At 70.2% G+C, this 16,846-nt stretch carries 14 protein-coding genes; 8 read left to right on the forward strand and 6 right to left on the reverse strand.

Annotation, left to right across the window (positions count from 1 at the left end):
* Positions 1–83: 83 nt before the first annotated feature.
* The 3 genes from ygfZ (at position 84) to FHT26_RS01000 (ending at position 2,310) form a co-directional block, all read left to right on the forward strand.
* A complete protein-coding gene (ygfZ, locus tag FHT26_RS00990; protein WP_168558334.1) occupies positions 84–1,004 on the forward strand; it encodes a CAF17-like 4Fe-4S cluster assembly/insertion protein YgfZ in 921 nt (306 codons plus the stop codon).
* 62 nt (positions 1,005–1,066) lie between these two features.
* Positions 1,067–1,363, forward strand: coding sequence for a DUF4936 family protein (locus tag FHT26_RS00995; protein WP_349238061.1), 297 nt, complete (start codon positions 1,067–1,069; stop codon positions 1,361–1,363).
* Positions 1,351–2,310 (forward strand): NRDE family protein, encoded by a 960-nt coding sequence (locus FHT26_RS01000; RefSeq protein ID WP_168558335.1) that lies wholly within the window; start codon positions 1,351–1,353, stop codon positions 2,308–2,310. Before FHT26_RS00995 ends, FHT26_RS01000 begins: the two co-directional genes overlap by 13 nt.
* A gap of 1 nt (position 2,311) precedes the next feature.
* On the opposite strand, the gene FHT26_RS01005 is transcribed toward FHT26_RS01000, so the two are convergent.
* The 4 genes from FHT26_RS01005 to FHT26_RS01020 form a co-directional block, all read right to left on the reverse strand.
* The gene (locus FHT26_RS01005; RefSeq protein WP_168558336.1) at positions 2,312–3,331 is read right to left on the reverse strand and encodes a Bug family tripartite tricarboxylate transporter substrate binding protein; all 1,020 of its coding nucleotides are present in this window, start codon (positions 3,329–3,331) and stop codon (positions 2,312–2,314) included.
* A gap of 13 nt (positions 3,332–3,344) precedes the next feature.
* Positions 3,345–6,200, reverse strand: a complete 2,856-nt coding sequence (locus FHT26_RS01010; protein WP_168558337.1) for an ATP-binding response regulator — start codon at positions 6,198–6,200, stop codon at positions 3,345–3,347.
* 209 nt (positions 6,201–6,409) lie between these two features.
* On the reverse strand, positions 6,410–7,267 hold the full coding sequence (locus FHT26_RS01015) for a YbgC/FadM family acyl-CoA thioesterase (protein ID WP_168558338.1): 858 nt from the start codon (positions 7,265–7,267) through the stop codon (positions 6,410–6,412).
* Complete coding sequence (locus FHT26_RS01020) at positions 7,264–8,175, reverse strand: alpha/beta hydrolase (RefSeq protein ID WP_168558339.1); 912 nt, start codon at positions 8,173–8,175, stop codon at positions 7,264–7,266. Before FHT26_RS01020 ends, FHT26_RS01015 begins: the two co-directional genes overlap by 4 nt.
* Before the next feature lie 83 nt (positions 8,176–8,258).
* Between FHT26_RS01020 and FHT26_RS01025 the strand changes: the two genes are divergently transcribed.
* Positions 8,259–9,407: an iron-containing alcohol dehydrogenase gene (locus FHT26_RS01025; RefSeq protein WP_168558340.1), complete on the forward strand. Its 1,149-nt coding sequence runs from the start codon at positions 8,259–8,261 to the stop codon at positions 9,405–9,407.
* Positions 9,408–9,472: 65 nt separating this feature from the next.
* Here FHT26_RS01025 and aceA read toward each other — a convergent pair whose 3' ends face one another.
* Positions 9,473–10,789: an isocitrate lyase gene (aceA, locus tag FHT26_RS01030; RefSeq protein ID WP_168558341.1), complete on the reverse strand. Its 1,317-nt coding sequence runs from the start codon at positions 10,787–10,789 to the stop codon at positions 9,473–9,475.
* Positions 10,790–11,121: 332 nt separating this feature from the next.
* Between aceA and FHT26_RS01035 the strand changes: the two genes are divergently transcribed.
* From FHT26_RS01035 to speB, 3 genes are read left to right on the forward strand one after another with little or no spacing between them, the layout of a single operon-like run.
* Positions 11,122–13,542 carry a bifunctional metallophosphatase/5'-nucleotidase gene (locus FHT26_RS01035; RefSeq protein ID WP_349238062.1) on the forward strand — a complete coding sequence of 807 codons (2,421 nt, stop codon included), beginning with the start codon at positions 11,122–11,124 and terminating at the stop codon, positions 13,540–13,542.
* Positions 13,542–13,988, forward strand: coding sequence for a hypothetical protein (locus FHT26_RS01040; RefSeq protein WP_168558343.1), 447 nt, complete (start codon positions 13,542–13,544; stop codon positions 13,986–13,988). The genes FHT26_RS01035 and FHT26_RS01040 overlap by 1 nt, the downstream gene beginning before the upstream one ends.
* Before the next feature lie 17 nt (positions 13,989–14,005).
* The gene (gene speB, locus FHT26_RS01045; protein ID WP_168558344.1) at positions 14,006–14,950 is read left to right on the forward strand and encodes an agmatinase; all 945 of its coding nucleotides are present in this window, start codon (positions 14,006–14,008) and stop codon (positions 14,948–14,950) included.
* Here speB and FHT26_RS01050 read toward each other — a convergent pair.
* Positions 14,922–15,401, reverse strand: coding sequence for an Lrp/AsnC family transcriptional regulator (locus FHT26_RS01050; RefSeq protein ID WP_168558345.1), 480 nt, complete (start codon positions 15,399–15,401; stop codon positions 14,922–14,924). The genes speB and FHT26_RS01050 overlap by 29 nt on opposite strands.
* A gap of 136 nt (positions 15,402–15,537) precedes the next feature.
* Between FHT26_RS01050 and aptA the strand changes: the two genes are divergently transcribed.
* The gene (gene aptA, locus FHT26_RS01055) at positions 15,538–16,842 is read left to right on the forward strand and encodes an omega-aminotransferase AptA (protein WP_168558346.1); all 1,305 of its coding nucleotides are present in this window, start codon (positions 15,538–15,540) and stop codon (positions 16,840–16,842) included.
* The last annotated feature ends 4 nt before the right edge of the window (positions 16,843–16,846 follow it).

Raw genomic sequence — 16,846 nt, forward strand, 5'->3', positions numbered from 1 at the left:
CTCGAAAGAAGGCCTGGAGACCCCGGTCGGGACCCGATGACGGGCGCTGATGATAATCGGCACTTCCGCACGGCTTGTATCCAATGAGCACAACACTCTCCCTCGACGGAATCGCGACCCTGTCCCACTGGGGCGTGATCCGCGCGCGCGGCGCCGATGCCGCCTCTTTCCTGCACGGCCAGCTGACCAGCGACGTCGCGCAACTCGGTGCCGACCAGGCGCGGCTGGCCGGCTACTGCTCGGCCAAGGGCCGGCTGCTCGCGAGCTTCGTGGTGTGGAAACCCGCCCCCGACGAGCTGCTGCTCGCCTGCAGCGCCGACCTGCTGGCACCGACGCTGAAGCGGCTGTCGATGTTCGTGCTGCGCGCGCAGTGCAAGCTGAGCGATGCGTCGGCCGAGTTCGTGCTGCACGGCCTCGCCGGCGCCTCGGCGCGGGCCTGGCTCGGCAGCGCTGCGATGTCCGAGCCGTGGCAGCGCATCGAGCACGCCGGCGGCAGCCTGGTGCGCCTGCCGGATGCCGATGGTCACGAACGTTACCTGTGGGCCGCGGCCGCCGGCACGCCGGCCCCTGCCCTGCCCGTGCTGTCGCTCGACGCCTGGCGCGAAGGCGAGGTCGCGAGCGCGGTGCCGCGCGTCGAGGCGGCCACCGTCGACCAGTTCGTGCCGCAGATGCTCAACTTCGAGCTGGTCGGCGGGGTCGACTTCAAGAAGGGCTGCTACCCCGGGCAGGAGATCGTCGCGCGCAGCCAGTACCGCGGCACCATCAAGCGCCGCAGCTTCCTGTTCGAGTCGGCGGTGCCGGCGAGCGCCGGGCAGGAGATCTTCCACAGCGCCGACCCCGGGCAGCCGGCCGGCCTCGTCGTCAATGCGGCCGGGCCGCGCGTACTGGCCGAGGTCAAGCTCGCGGCGCTCGACGGCGGCAGCCTGCACCTGGGCGCCGTCGACGGGCCGGTGCTGGTCCGCCAACCGATGCCGTACGACGTCGACATCGACGTGACGGCCTGACCGGCCGGGCCGCCGCGGGCATTCCAGGCACGACTTCACGGACCCGCATCGGCGGCGGCATCGTGCGCGAATTGTTCATCTACTATCGGGCGAAGGCCGGCGACGCCGAGGCGTTGTCGGCCGCGGTCCTTGCGACCCAGGCGCTGTTGCAGTCGGCCTGGCCCGGGCTCCAGGCCCGGCTGCTGCGCCGCCCCGATTCCCGCGACGAACACCACACCTGGATGGAAACCTACGCCTTCGCGCCCCACGGCATCGACGACACGCTGGCGCGCCTGATCGAAGCGCAGCTCGCTGCCGTGCTCGCGCCGTGGATCGTCGGCCCCCGCCACTGCGAGGGCTTCGTGCCATGTGCCTCGTAGCACTGGCGATCGACCAGTCGCGCCGCTTCCCGCTGGTCATCGCGGCGAACCGCGACGAATTCTTCAAGCGCCCCACCGCGCGCCTCGCCTGGTGGTCGCCGGGTGCCGACCGGCCCGACATCCTCGGCGGGCGCGACCTCGAAGCCGGCGGCACCTGGCTCGGCCTGACGGCCGCCGGGCGCCTGGCCTTCGTCACCAACGTGCGCGATCCGTCGCGCCAGGACCCGCAGGCCCCTTCGCGCGGCGACATCGTGCCGCGCTGGCTGTCGGGCGAGCTGCAGACCGACCGCTTCTGGATGCGCACCGCGCTGGCCGGCTACAACGGCTTCAACCTGGTGGCCGCCGATTTCCAGCGCGGCGAATGCTTCTGGGCGTCGAGCCACGAGGTGCATCCGGTGCGGCTCGAACGCGGGCTGTTCGGCCTGTCGAACGGCCGGCTCGATGCGCCGTGGCCCAAGGTCGACCTGCTGAAGGCGCGCGTCGATGCGGCGCTGTCGGCGAGCGACACGGTCGACGCGCTCGGCAGCCGGCTGTTCGAGGCGCTCGGCGACCGCACGCTGGCCGACGACGCGCTGCTGCCGTCGACCGGCGTGTCGCCCGATTGGGAGAAGCTGCTGTCGGCCGCGTTCATCCGCACGCCGGACGGCAGCTACGGCACCCGCTGCTCGACGCTGGTGATCACCGAGCGCGTCAACAAGCGGCTCGTCACGCACGTGCTCGAGCGCACCTACGCCGCCAGCGGCGGCATGGCGCTGCTGCGCCGCTCGACGCTGAAGGACTGGCCGCCGCGCTACAGCGAAGCGCCGCCGGCCGAGGCCTCCGCGCAGGGCAGCGTCGACGAGGCGGACGACCCGTCGAACAGCGGCGCCGCCGTGCCGCGCAAGACGCGGGTTCGCAGCCTGCTGAAGCCCGAGCGACCGCGCCGCAACCGGCTGGCCGGCGACTGAATCACACCGCGGCGAACCCGAGCGCCTTCACGACGGCGCCCCAGCGTTCGGTGTCGCGCCGCTGCAAGGCCGCCAGTTCGGCCGCGGACGACCCGGCCGGATCGAAGCCCATCCGCGCCAGCATCGCGACCACCTGCGCATCGTCGAGCGCGCCGCGCAATGCGGCATTCGCACGCTGCACGACCTGCGGCCCGGCGCCGCCCGGCAGGTAGAACGCATACCAGCCGTCGGCGACGATGTCCTTCAGGCCCTGCTCGACGAAGGTCGGCACCTCCGGTACAAAGCGGCTTCGCCGTGACCCGCACACGCCCAGCAGGCGGATCGGTCCGGCCTGCAGGTGCGGCAACATGTCGCCCAGCGGTGTGCAGACCGCAGCGACCTGCCCGCCCATCAGGTCGACGATGGCGGGCCGGCTGCCGCGGTACGGCACGTGGCGCAGCGGCAGGTTGCCGGCGCGAGCCAGCATCTCGCCGACGAAGTGGGTCGACGAGCCGGTGGCCGGGCTGCCGAAGTTGGCCAGTTCCGGATGGGCCCGCGCCCACGCGATGAAATCCGCCAGCGTCTGCACCGACGCATCGACCTGCGGCCCGACCGCGAACGCCAGGTCGAAGGTGCAGGCCAGCGACACGGGGGCGACGTCGCGCAGCGGGTCGTACGGCAGCTGCCTGTAGGTGTGCGGAAAAAGCGTCAGCATCGACGACGGCGTCAGCAGCAGCGTGCTGCCGTCCGCCGGCGCGGTCTTCATCGACAGCAGCGCCAGCTGGCCGCCGGCGCCGATCCTGTTGTCGACCAGCGCCGTGCGCGCATGCGTGCCGTGCAGCGATTCGGCCACGCTGCGGGCGAGCAGGTCGCCGGAGCCGCCGGCCGCGAACCCGATGACGATGCGCAGCGTCTCGATCGGCGGGCCGATCGGCACCGGCTTGTCGCCGGGCGGTCCGGCCCGGGCGACGCCGCGGGCGAACCACGCGGCCCCGAGGGCGGCTCCGGCGTGGCCGAGGAACTGTCGACGCGTCGTGTCCATGGCAACTCTCCTGTCAGCGGCCCACCTCGTTCAGCAAGGCCTGGATCCGCTTGAATTCGAACCGCGCGGCCATCGCCGCGAGGGCGTCGGCGGTGTCGGCATCGCCGGGCCGGATCTCTTGCAGCGTCTGCCCGATGGACTGCGGGTCGCCGTGATCGAGCGCGCTGCGCAGCCGGGCCAGCAGTGGCTGCGGCAGCTGCGCGAGCCGTTGCCGGTCGAGCACCGCGTCGGCGGGCGCGGCCGGCTGCGCTTCATGCTCGTAGCGCAGGCCGAGGTGCCGGCCGATCATCTCCAGCAGCGCCTCTTCCTTGAACGGCTTGCCGAGAAAGTCGTCGCAACCCAGGCGCAGGAACTCCTCGCGCTGTTCGTCGAAGCTGCTGGCGGTCAATGCGATCACCAGCGTGCCGCCGGGTCCGGCCTTCACCCGCCGCGTGGCTTCACGGCCGTCCATCACCGGCATGCGCATGTCCATCAGGATCAGCTGCGGCGCCCACTGCTGCCAGAGTTCCACCGCTTCGCGCCCGTTGGCCGCCTCGCGGACCGCAAAGCCCAGCGGCTGCAGCAGCCGGACCAGCAGTGCCCGGCCGTCGGCCAGGTCGTCGACGACCAGGATGCGCTGTTGCGGCGTGCCCGCGGCCAGCGCGACGGCCCGGCCCGGCGCCGCCGGGGCGTCCGCCGCCGTGCCCTCGTCGCGCACGCGCACCGGGATCTCGAACTGCGCCGTCGTGCCCCGGCCGGGTTCGCTCTCCATCCGCAGTTCGCCGCCCATCAGCTGCACGAAGCCGCGGCTGATGGCCAGGCCCAGGCCGGTGCCCTCGGCCGCCTGCCGGCCGGCCTGGGCCTGCACGAAGGCCTCGCCGAGCGTGCGCAGTTCGGCCGCGGCAATGCCGACGCCGGTGTCGGTGACGCCGACCTGCAGCCAGCCGTCGCCGACCATCCGGACCGCCAGCGTCACGCTGCCCTGCGCGGTGAACTTGATCGCATTGCCCAGCAGGTTGACCAGCACCTGCCGCAGCTTCAGCACATCGGCCTCCACGTGCGGCGGCAACCCCGGCGCGGCCTCCACCACGAGGCGCAGGCCCTTCTGCCGCGCACCCAGCGAGAACACCTCTTCCAGCTCGTGCAGCACCACCGCCAGGTTGAAGCCGACCGGCTTCACGCTCATGTGGCCGGCCTCGATCTTCGACAGCTCCAGCACCTGGTTGATCACCTGGTACAGGTGCTCGCCGCTGGACAGCACGACGCCCACGTCGCGGCGCGCGCGCTCGCCCAGGCTGGCGTCGCGCATCAGCAGGCGCGAGAAGCCCAGCATCGCGTTCAACGGCGAGCGCAGTTCGTGGCTCATGCTCGCCAGGAACACGCTCTTCGCGCGGTTGGCCGCCGCCTCCGCGTCGGCGCGGCGCGCCTCGGCCTCGGCCAGCGCGCGGTTGTAGTCGGCGTCGGCCTTCGCGCGCTCCGTCTCGAAGCGCACCTGCATCGCCGCCGCCAGGTCGGTTGCCTTCTTCGACTGGATGCGCACGCGGGTCGCCATCGCGCGCCGCTCGAGCGCGAGCGCCCTCGCCAGGTCGCCGGCGGCTTCGTACTCCCGCGACAGCTCGCTGCACAGCTCGTCGGACACCGTCTTGCCTTCGGTGCCTTCGTCGATCGCGAGCGCCTGTTCCAGGTAGTGGATCGTGCCGGTCGCCGCGCTCGATCCGGCCGGCGGCGGCAACTGGTGCTCGCGGGCGATCGTGGCCAGCGCCTGCAGGCAGGCAGCCTGCCGCCAGCGCACGCCGGCCTTCACGTGGATCGCGATCGCCTCCTCGATCGCGGCGACGGCCTCGCCGCGGCGCCGAAAGCGCGACAGCACCAGCGACTTGCCGCGCAGCGCATCGGCCAGGTACCAGGTGCTGCGGCCGGCCCGCCGCTCGATCTCCTCGCTGACCGCATAGGCATCGGCCGCCGCCGCGTACTCGCCGAGGCTGACGCAGACGTCGCCCAGCAGCGTCGAGGCAATCGTGTGGAAGTTGCCGGTGCGCGCGCCCGAGCCGGCCAGCGCCTCGTTCAGCCACGCGCGCGCCGCCTCCGAGCGGCCCATCCGGTGCAGCGCCATGCCCATCCACGACAGGCTCAGCGTCAGCGTGGCCGGCCAGCCGGTCCTGCGGGCCAGCGCGACAGCGCGTTCCGCCCACTCCAGCCCCTGCGCCGGGTCGTTCAGGTTGATGAAGGCCCGGGTGACATTGCCGGCCACGATGATCGCCGTGCGCAATTGCCCAGCCACCAGCGCCAGCGAGAACGCGCGCTGGTTGACCGCGATCTCCTGCGCCAGCTCACCGCGGAACTGCGCGAACCAGCCGTTCGTCACCGCGATCCGCGCGTCGAGCCCGGCATGGCCCGACGGCGGGGCGGCACCGAGCACCGCGGCCCAGCGCGCGACCGCCGCCGCCGGCTCCTGCATGAACTGGCCGAGCGCCAGGCTGGCCTCGGCACAGCGCAGGCGCAGCTCGTCGCCGGCGCTGCGGTAGGCGGCCTGCGATTCGGCGAAACAGGCGTTGGCACGCGCCGGTTCGTCGGCATGAAATTGAAGCAGCATGGCCAGCGCGAGCCAGGCGTCGCCGGCCCCGGTGGCGTCGCCGATCGCGGCGAATCGCTCGCGCGCCTGCGACAAAAGCTGTTTCGCGGGCTCCAGCTCGGCGAACAGCCAGCGGGCTTCGCCCTCGACCAGCATCAGCCGCGCCTGGCAGCGGACCCGCTCGGTGTCGTCGCCGGCGGTCGTGTCCGGCGCGGCCGCACCGGCGGCCAGCAACGCCTGCGCCTCGTGCACCAGCAGCAACGCGCGCCGCGTGTCGCGTTGGCGCAGGTACCAGGCCAGCGCGGTCAGGCAAGGCAAACGCGAGCCACCATCGACGACGGCCAACTGCCGCTCAAGACCTTGAACGTCGTGATCCGCCCCGAAGTAGTCAAGGTCCATCGAGCGCCTGCCGGGAAACAACGGTCGAGGTATACGCGCCGGCGCCATCGCTCACAACGGTGGTTGCGCCGACATCCCCCCTGATCGAACGGGCGCCGGCGTCTGACGGATGCCCGTCGACGGCAGCGTCAGAGCGTCCGCACCATCTCGATGTGCGGAATGTCGACCTCCTCGAACACCGGCCCGCGCGGGGCGAAACCGGCCCGCAGGTAGAACGCCTCGGCCGAGGTCTGCGCATGCAGCACCGCTTCGCGGTAGCCCTGCTCGCGCGCCGCCTTCATCAGCGCATCGAGCACCGCGCGCCCGACGCCGCTGCCGCGCATCGCCTGCGTGACCGCCATGCGGCCGATCTTCGCGACGCCCGGCACATGCTCCAGCAGCCGGCCGGTCGCGAGCGCCGCGCCGAAATGGTTGTAGGCGACGGCATGCAGGCAGTCGGCGTCGGCATCGTCCCATTCGCGCTCCGGCGGGATGCGCTGCTCCTCGACGAACACCTCGGTGCGGATGCGCTGGGCATCGCGCCCCAGCTCGGCCCACCGGCCGACGCGCACCGCCACCATCGGCTTGCCGGCCTCGAAATCCTGCAGCAGCTCGCGCAGTTCCTGCGGCACCGGCTTCGAGGTGTGCGCGACCGGGTCGGCGAACACGTAGACCAGCTCGGCGCTGACCAGCAGCTGGTCCTGCCGGAAGGCGGCCGCGCTGAACACCATCGACGAGGTGCCGATGCGCCCGCAGCGCACGCCGATGTCGAGCACGTCGTCGTAGCGCGCCGAGCCTTCGTACTCGACCGTGCTCTTGCGCACGAACAGGTCGCCGCCCAGGTAGTGCATCGTCGACGCATACGGCATCGCCAGCGCCCGCCAGTAACCGGCGACCGCGGTGTCGAAGTACATCAGGTAGTGGCCGTTGAAGACGATCTGCTGCAGGTCGACTTCGGCCCAGCGCACGCGCAGCCGTTCGAGGAATCGGAAATCGGTGCGCTTCATGGGATCAAGGCCTTCTTCAGTGCGGCGGCGATGGCGTCCTGCGCGGCGACGGCTTCGTCGAGCTCGCGCGCCATCTTGATGAAATCGTGCGTGACGCCGCGGTACAGCTCCAGTTCGACGCCGACGCCGGCGGCGCGCAGCCGGTCGGCGTAGGCAACGCCCTCGTCGACCAGCGGATCGCATTCGGCCAGCACCACGCAGGCCGGCGCGACGCCGTCGAGATCGGGGGCATTCAGCGGTGCGAAGCGCCAGTCGCCGCGGTCGGCATGGGCGATGTAGTGACCGAAGAACCACTCGATGCCGCGCGCGTCGAGCAGGAAGCCTTCGGCGAACTCGCGGTGCGACGGGGTGTCGGAATAGGCCGTCGTGCCCGGCGTGATCAGCACCTGCAGCGCGAGCGGCAGGCCGATGTCGCGCGCATGGATCGCGCTGACCGCCGCCAGCGTGCCGCCGGCGCTGTCGCCGGCGACGGCCAGGCGGCGCGCGTCCAGCCCCAGCGTCCCGGCATGCGCGGCCAGCCATGCGAGCGCCGCCCAGGCGTCGTCCACCGCGGTCGGGAAGCGGTGCTCCGGCGCCAGCCGGTAGTCGATCGCGACCACCGCGGTGCCGCTGCGCAGCGCGAACTGGCGGCACAGGCTGTCGTGGGTTTCGAGGTTGCCGATCGTGAAGCCGCCGCCGTGCAGGTACATCGTCAGCGGCAGCCGGCCGGTCGACGGCGCGTAGAGCCGGGCCCGCAACGGCGTGCCATCGGCGGCCGGCAGCGTGAAGTCCTCGACGCGCGCCAGCGGCGCCCGCGGCGGGTCGATGGTTTCGGCGGCCGCGGTGTAGACCTCGCGGGCCTGCGCGACCGGCATGGTGTGGAACGGGGGACGCTTGGCGCGGCTGATGCGATACAGCAGGCTGCTCATCGCGGGGGTCAGGGGATGCGAGCTCACGGGGGGCGAGTGTGCCAGAGCATACTGGCCGGTCCATCGCAAACTCGTGGTCCGCCATGGCCTTCATCTACTACCTCACGCAGATCCAGCTCGACTTCGGCGCGCTCGCGCTGCTGCCGGCCGAATGCGAGCGCATCGGCATCGGCAAGCCGCTGGTCGTCACCGACGCCGGGGTGCGCGCGGCCGGCGTGCTGGACCAGGCGCTGGCGGCACTCGGCACCCTGCCCCATGCGGTGTTCGACGGCACGCCGTTCAACCCGACCGAGGCGGCGGTGCGTTCGGCGGTGCAGGTCTGGCGCGACCACGGCTGCGACGGGCTGATCGCGGTCGGGGGCGGCTCGAGCATGGACCTGGCCAAGGGCGTCGCGATCGCAGCGACGCACGACGGCCCGATGAAGACCTACGCGACCATCGAAGGCGGCAGCACGAAGATCAGCGACCGCGTCGCGCCGGTGATCGCGGTGCCGACGACCGCCGGCACCGGCAGCGAGGTCGCGCGCGGCGCGATCGTGATCGTCGACGACGGCCGCAAGCTCGGCTTCCACAACTGGAACCTGCTGCCGCGCGCGGCGATCTGCGACCCGGCGCTGACGCTCGGCCTGCCGCCGCTGCTGACGGCGGCGACCGGCATGGACGCGATCGCGCATTGCATGGAGACCTTCATGGCGCCGGCGGTGAACCCGCCGGCCGACGGCATCGCGCTCGACGGGCTGGAGCGCGGCTGGGGCCACATCGAGCGCGCCACCCGCGACGGCCAGGACCGCGATGCCCGCTGGAACATGATGAGCGCGAGCCTGCAGGGCGCGATGGCGTTCCAGAAGGGGCTCGGCTGCGTGCATTCGCTCAGCCACAGCCTGGGCGGCGTGAACCCGAAGCTGCACCACGGCACGCTGAACGCGATGTTCCTGCCGGCGGTGCTGCGCTTCAATGCGAGCGCGGGATCGATCGTGCGCGAACGGCGGCTCGCGCGCATGGCGCATGCGATGGGCCTGGGCGGCTGCGATGCCGAAGGCACCGAGATCGCCGATGCCGTGCGCGAGATGAACGCGCGGCTCGGACTGGCGCCGGGACTGCGGGCGCTCGGCGTCACCGAAGACCTGTTCGAACGCGTGATCGACGGCGCGATGGTCGACCACTGCCACAAGACGAACCCGCGGCTGGCGACGCGGGACGATTACCGGGAGATGCTGGCCGCGTCGATGTAGCCGTCCGGCCCGCCGCGCTCGACGATGCGCAACACGCGCCAGCCAGCAGGCCCCCCCCGCACCGCTCAGGCGTGCTTGCGCTCGTCGAAGAACTGTTCGTCTTCGGTCGAGCCCTTCAGCGCCGCGGTCGACGCCTCGCGTTCGATCGTCGTCGTCACCGCGTCGAAGTAGCCGGTGCCGACCTCGCGCTGGTGCTTCACCGCGGTGAAGCCTTTCTCGGCCGCGGCGAATTCGGCTTCCTGCAGCTCGACGAAGGCGCTCATGTTGTTGCGTGCATAGCCGTAGGCCAGGTTGAACATCGAGTAGTTCAGGCTGTGGAAGCCGGCCAGCGTGATGAACTGGAACTTGTAGCCCATCGCGCCGAGTTCGCGCTGGAACTTCGCGATCGTCGCGTCGTCGAGGTTCTTCTTCCAGTTGAAGCTCGGCGAACAGTTGTAGGCCAGCAGCTTGCCCGGGAACTTCTTGTGGATCGCATCGGCAAACGCCTTCGCGAACGCCAGGTCGGGCTTGCCGGTCTCGCACCAGATCATGTCGGCGTATTCGGCATACGCCAGGCCGCGGCTGATCGACTGCTCCAGCCCGTTGCGGGTGCGGTAGAAGCCTTCGACGGTGCGCTCGCCGGTGGTGAACGGCTTGTCGTTGTCGTCGACGTCGCTGGTCACCAGGTCGGCCGCTTCGGCATCGGTGCGGGCGAGCAGCACGGTCGGCGTGCCCATCACGTCGGCCGCGAGGCGCGCCGCCACCAGCTTGGCCACCGCTTCTCGCGTCGGCACCAGCACCTTGCCACCCATGTGGCCGCACTTCTTGACCGAGGCCAGCTGGTCCTCGAAGTGCACGCCGGCGGCGCCCGCCTCGATCATCGACTTCATCAGCTCGAAGGCGTTCAGCACGCCGCCGAAGCCGGCTTCGGCGTCGGCCACGATCGGCGCGAAGTAGTCGCGGTAGTCGGCATCGCCCGGGCCCTTGCCTTCGGACCACTGGATCTGGTCGGCACGCTGGAAGGTGTTGTTGATGCGGCGCACCACCATCGGCACCGAGTTCGCCGGGTACAGCGACTGGTCGGGGTACATCTCGCCGGCCAGGTTGGCATCGCCGGCGACCTGCCAGCCGCTCAGGTAGATCGCCTTCAGGCCGGCCTTCACCTGCTGCATCGCCTGGTTGCCGGTCAGCGCACCGAGCGAGTTGACGAAGGGCTCGGTGTTGACGAGGCTCCACAGCTTTTCGGCGCCGCGCTTGGCCAGCGTGTGCTCGATCTGCAGCGAGCCGCGCAGGCGCACGACATCGGCCGCGGTGTAGCCGCGCTTGATGCCCTTCCAACGCGGGTTCTCGGCCCAGTCTTTTTCAAGGGCGGCGATCTGTTGTTCGCGGGTCGCTTGGGTCATGTCGGTCTCCGGAAGTGTGAGAGGGTGAAAAAACGAGGACTTGATGACTTCAAGGATAGAAGCCATGCGTCCGTTTCGGAAGACTTATGTCTTATATAAGACTAAAAATATTAATCAATGAAATCAATGACTTGCAGTTTCATTTTCTGGATGTGAAACCAGCTCTTCCCATCTGGAAGAAAGCAACCGTGTGGCCCCTCACGACTTGCCACAATGCGAAATGACGTTTTCTTGATGTGGAAGCTGGCGCGTGCATGGAACCGCCCGCCTCCGCTTGTCACCAACGCGAAATGCTGCGCGGACAAGATCGCGGGCTTTCGAGGAGTGCCTTCGTGTCGAACCGTCGTCTGTCGAGCCGCGTGCGGCTGTCCCTGCTGGCTTGCGTGTGCGCGGGCCTGGGCGCGTGTGGTGGGGACAGCTCGTCGTCCAGCGATCCCGCGCCGTCGCTGACCATTTCCGGCACGGCCGCCGTCGGCAGTGCGCTGGCGAATGCACCGGTCGCCGTTCGATGCGCCGACGGCGCCCAGGGCAGCACCACCACCCGCGCCGACGGCAGCTACACCGTCGCGCTGAACGGCAAGCTGCCCTGCGTCCTCGAAGCCGATGCGGGCGCTTCCGGCAAGCTGCATTCGCTCGCCACCGGCAGCGTTGGCACCGCGACGGCGCACCTCACGGTGCTGACCGAGGCCACGGTCGGCAAGTTCTCGGCGGACACGGTGGCCTACTTCTCGGGCTTCAACGCCGCCGCGGCCACCGACCTGACGGCCGCCAAGGTCGCCGCGGCCCAGGCGGCGGTCAAGGCCGAGCTGGTCGCCAACGGCGTGACCATTCCTGCGCCGGTCACCGATTTCCTGACCGGCGCACTGGTCGCAGCGTCCGCCGGCACCGCCGGCAACGAGCACGACCAGCTGCTCGACGCGCTGGGCGCGAAGACCTTCAGCATCAAGCTGGTGGCGATGAACGATTTCCACGGCAGCATCACCACGCCGGCCGCCACCAACGGCGGCACGGTGACCCTGCCCGACCCCGCCAATGCGGCCGGCACCAAGGTCAACGTCGGCGGTGCCGCCTACCTGGCCACCGCGATCAAGGCGCTGCGGGCCAAGGGGCCGAACAGCGTCGTGGTGGGTGCCGGCGACATGACCGGCGCCTCGCCCTTCGTCTCGTCGGCGACGCACGACGAAGCCTCGGTCGACGTGCTGAACCGCATCGGGCTCGAGATCACGTCGGTCGGCAACCACGAGTTCGACTACGGCCGCGCCGAACTGCTGCGCAAGCAGAACGGCGGCTGCTTCCCGGCCTCCGGCGCGCAGGGGGTGGCGGGTGCCGACACCTGCTTCATGGACGCGGCCACCGGCACCTACTCGGCCAGCGGCGGCACGTTCAGCGGCGCGAAGTACAAGTACCTGGCCGCCAACGTGGTCGACCAGGCCACCGGCACGCCGGTGCTGCCGGCCACGGCCATCAAGCGTTTCGGCCCGGTGGCGGTCGGCTTCATCGGCCTGACGCTGAAGGGCACCACCGAGCTGGTGGCCGGCACCGGCATCGCCGGCCTGGCGTTCCAGGAAGAATCCGCGACGATCAACAGCCAGGCGAAGGCGCTGAAGGCCGCCGGCGTGCAGGCCGTCGTCGTGCTGATCCACCAGGGCGGCATCTCCACCGCAACCACCGTCAACGACAAGAGCTGCCCGGTCAGCTTCGGCGACCTCGGGACCATCCTCGACAAGCTCGGCACCGACGTCGACGTGGTCGTCAGCGGCCACAGCCACCAGGAATACGTCTGCAACTACACCGGCAAGGCCAGCGGCAAGCGCTACCTGGTCACGCAGACCGGCTTCTACGGCGGCGCGGTCACCGACATCGACCTCGGCGTCAAGCTGAAGACCGGCGTGACCTCGATCGACGCCGCCACGGTGCCGATCATCCAGGCCGACAACAACACCGGCGTGACGGTGCCCGCCGCCTTTGCCAGCTTCGCGAAGGATGCCGACATCGCCGCGCTGGTCAACAGCTACGTCGCCGTCTCGAACACGCTGGCGCAGAAGCAGGTCGGCACGCTCGGCGGCAACCTGATGCGGGCGCTGTTCACCGGCACCACCAACCGCGACGAATCGGCCGAAGGCGTGATGGGCTCGGTGATCGCCGACGCCTACCTGTACGGCACGCCGAACGGCGCCGACTTCGCGATGGTCAACCCGGGCGGCGTGCGCGCCGACCTGACCTGTGCCGCCGGTGCCACGCCGCCCTGCCCGGTGACCTACGCCCAGGTGAACACCGTGGCACCGTTCGCGAACACCGTCGTCAAGGTCTCCGTCACCGGCGCCCAGCTGGTCCGCCTGCTCGAGCAGCAGTGGGAAGCCCCGAACTGCACCGCCAAGTTCAACCCGGCGACGATGCAGTACGGCCGCCTGCTGCAGGTCTCCGGCGGGCTGACCTACAGCTTCGACAACAGCGTCAATGCCTGGACCTCCGGCGCGAGCCCGAACAACTGCGCGGCGGCAGGCACCGGGCATCGCGTGGTGGTGTCGTCGGTCAAGGTCAATGGCGTGGCGCTGGACCTGGCCAGGACCTACGTCGTCAGCACCAACAACTTCCTGGGTCTCGGCAGCGGCGGCGACAACTTCACCGTGCTCGCCACCCAGGGCAGCAACGTGGTGGACTCCAAGGTGATCGACCTCGATGCGCTGATCGCCTACTTCCGCGAGAAATCGCCGGTCGCGCCGACGACGCCTCGCATCACGCGCATCAACTGATGCGACGCATCGCAGCGCTGGCGGGCATCGGCCTGGTCGGCATGTCATGCGGCTTGCTCGCGCTGCCGGTCCACGCGCTCGACAAGCCGCGATGGCAGGCGTTGACCGACGCGGTGCAGCAGACCTCGCAGACCTGCCTGCACGAGATGCACCACGACACCGACGAATTCTCGGACTGCGTCGACGCAAGGCTGCTGCGTGCCGCCGGCAAGCCCGCGGAACAGCTCGGCACGGCCTACCTGGGCCTGGTCGGTTGCGTATCGGCGGCACGGATCGCGACCTTGCATTCGGACACCTGCGCCCGCGGCTACCTCGCGCGGGTGGACGCATTGCGCAAGCCTTTGAAGCTGAGCCACGAGGCCTTGTGCCCCACGGTGGCCGGCGACTGCCGCAGCCGGCTGGCGCAGATCGAGGCGCTGCGCAGGGACAGCAAGCCGAAGCGATAAACCGTGAGAATCGCGGGATGAGCAGCTTCGCCTTCCTGTCGAACAACGCCTTCCTGAAGGCACCCGCCACGTCGGCCGACACGCCGTTCGCGGTCGCCGGCATCGCATGGGACGGCTCGGTGACGAACCGTCCCGGCGCGCGCTTCGGGCCACGCGCGATCCGCGAGGCGAGCCACATGCTGTGCGACGGCACGCATCCGTTCTTCGACATCGCACTGGAAGGCCAGCTCGGCGATGCCGGCGACCTGCTGTTGCCGAACACCAGCCTCGAGCGCATGCGCGCAGCGATGGGTCCGCAGGTGGCGCCGCTGATCCGCCGGCACCACATGGCCTGGCTGGGCGGCGACCATTCGATCACGCTGCCCTTGCTGCGCAGCTATGTCGAGTGGCTGGGCAAGCCGCTGGCGGTGATCCATTTCGATGCGCACTGCGACACCTGGGAGGACCACTTCGGCGAGCCGAGCGGCCACGGCACCTGGGTCTACGAGGCGATCAACGAAGGCCTGGTGATCAAGGAGTGCTTCACGCAGATCGGCATCCGCTCGGCCGGCCAGCGCGAGGCGCGCGAGTACGTGCGCGACCAGGGCGGGCAGATCTTCACCGCCCGCGAGCTGCGCGGGCTCGACGGCGCGGTGCAGCTGCAGCCGGTGCTGTCGGCGATCCGCAGCCGGCTGTCGCGCCACGACCATCCGCCGGTCTACCTGAGCCTGGACATCGACTGCCTCGACCCGGCATTCGCGCCCGGCACCGGCACGCCCGAGCCGGGTGGGCTGTCGACCACGCAGGTGCTGACGGTGCTGGAGGAGCTGGCCGACCTGCCGTTCGTCGGGATGGATTGCGTGGAGGTCTCGCCGCCGTACGACCATGCCGAGCTGACCAGCTACGCGGCAGCGAGCTTCGTGTGGACCTACCTGTGCGGGCAGGTGGCCCGGCCTACACCGCCAGCGCCGTCGTCTTCTTGACGGTCCGCAGCACCAGCATCGAGTTCGATCGCACGACCCCCGGCAGCCGCTCCAGCACCTCGGTGTGGAAGCGCTCCAGGTCGCCGGCGTCGCAGTAGGTGAAGCGCAGCAGGTAGTCGTTGGTGCCGGCGACGTAGAAGCAGTCGAGGATCTCGGCCACGCCGCGCACCGCCTGCTCGAACTCGGCCATCGCCGCCTGCGTCAGCTTCTCGAGGTTGACGATCGTGAAGCTGGTGCCCGGCTGGCCGACCGCCTTCGAATCGATCAGCGCAACGTACTGCGCGATCACGCCGCCGTCTTCCAGCGCCTTCACGCGCCGCAGGCAGGCCGACGGCGACAGGTGAACCCGTTCGGCCAGGTCGACGTTGGCCAGCTTGCCCTCGACCTGCAAGACCCGCAGGATCTGGCGATCGATCGCATCGAGTTGCACCTTCGGCTTACTGCTTGCCATATCCTGCGAATCCTTGGACGTTTCGCCGCATGATATTGCTCAACGAACCCAAATCGGGCTGCGTTGCGCAAGCAAATTTCGCGACAGCCCGGCTAGACTGCGTGACGGAAATCACAAGCCATCTGGACCGCCTGTCATGGACAACACGCTCGACGCCCACTGGATGCCCTTCACCGCCAACCGGCAGTTCAAGCAGGCGCCGCGCCTGCTGTCCAAGGCCGAAGGCATGCACTACTGGACCCCGGAGGGCCGCCAGGTGCTCGACGGCGCCGCCGGCCTGTGGTGCGTGAACGCCGGCCATGCGCGGCCGAAGATCGTGCAGGCGATCCAGGCGCAGGCGGCCGAGATGGATTTCGCGCCGCCGTTCCAGATGGGCCACCCGAAGGCCTTCGAGCTCGCCGAGCGGCTGGTGCGGCTCGGGCCGGCCGAGCTGACCAAGGTGTTCTTCACCAACTCCGGCTCCGAAGCGGTCGAGACCGCGCTGAAAATGGCGATCGGCTACCACCGCGCCCGCGGCGAAGGCCAGCGCACCCGGCTGATCGGCCGCGAGCGCGGCTACCACGGCGTCAACTTCGGCGGCATCTCGGTCGGCGGGCTGGTCGCCAACCGCAAGATGTTCGGCAGCCTGCTGCCGGGCGTCGACCACATCCGCCACACGCACGACCCGCGCAACGCGTTCACGCAGGGCCAGCCGCTGCACGGTGCCGAGCTGGCCGACGACCTGGAGCGCCTGGTCGCGCTGCACGATGCATCGACCATCGCCGCGGTGATCGTCGAGCCGGTCGCCGGCTCCACCGGCGTGCTGGTGCCGCCGCAGGGCTACCTCGAACGGCTGCGCGCGATCTGCGACAAGCACGGCATCCTGCTGATCTTCGACGAGGTCATCACCGGATTCGGCCGCCTCGGCGCGCCGTTCGCCGCGACGAAGTTCGGCGTCACGCCCGACCTGATGACCGTCGCCAAGGGCCTGACCAACGGCGCGGTGCCGATGGGCGCGGTGTTCGCGAAGCAGCACGTGCACGACGCCTTCATGAACGGCCCGGAGCAGGCCATCGAGTTCTTCCACGGCTACACCTACTCGGCGCACCCGCTGGCCTGCGCCGCGGCGCTCGGCACGCTCGACACCTATGCCGACGAAGGCCTGCTGACGCGCGGCGAATCGATGGCCCCGACCTTCGAGCGCGCGGTGCATTCGCTGAAGGACTTGCCGAACGTGGTCGACGTGCGCAACCTCGGCCTGGTCGGCGGCATCGAGCTCGCGCCGATCGACGGCCAGCCCGGCAAGCGAGCGTTCTCGGTCTTCCTCGACTGCTGGGAGAAGGGCCTGCTGATCCGCACCACCGGCGACACGATTGCGTTGTCGCCGCCGCTGATCATCGAGAACAAGCACGTCGACCAGCTGATCGGGACCTTGTCCGACGCCATCAAGCGCGCCGCCTGAAAGA

Origin of the sequence: Rhizobacter sp. SG703 (genome assembly GCF_012275445.1) — a bacterium.
In the GTDB taxonomy this organism is placed as follows: domain Bacteria; phylum Pseudomonadota; class Gammaproteobacteria; order Burkholderiales; family Burkholderiaceae_C; genus Rhizobacter.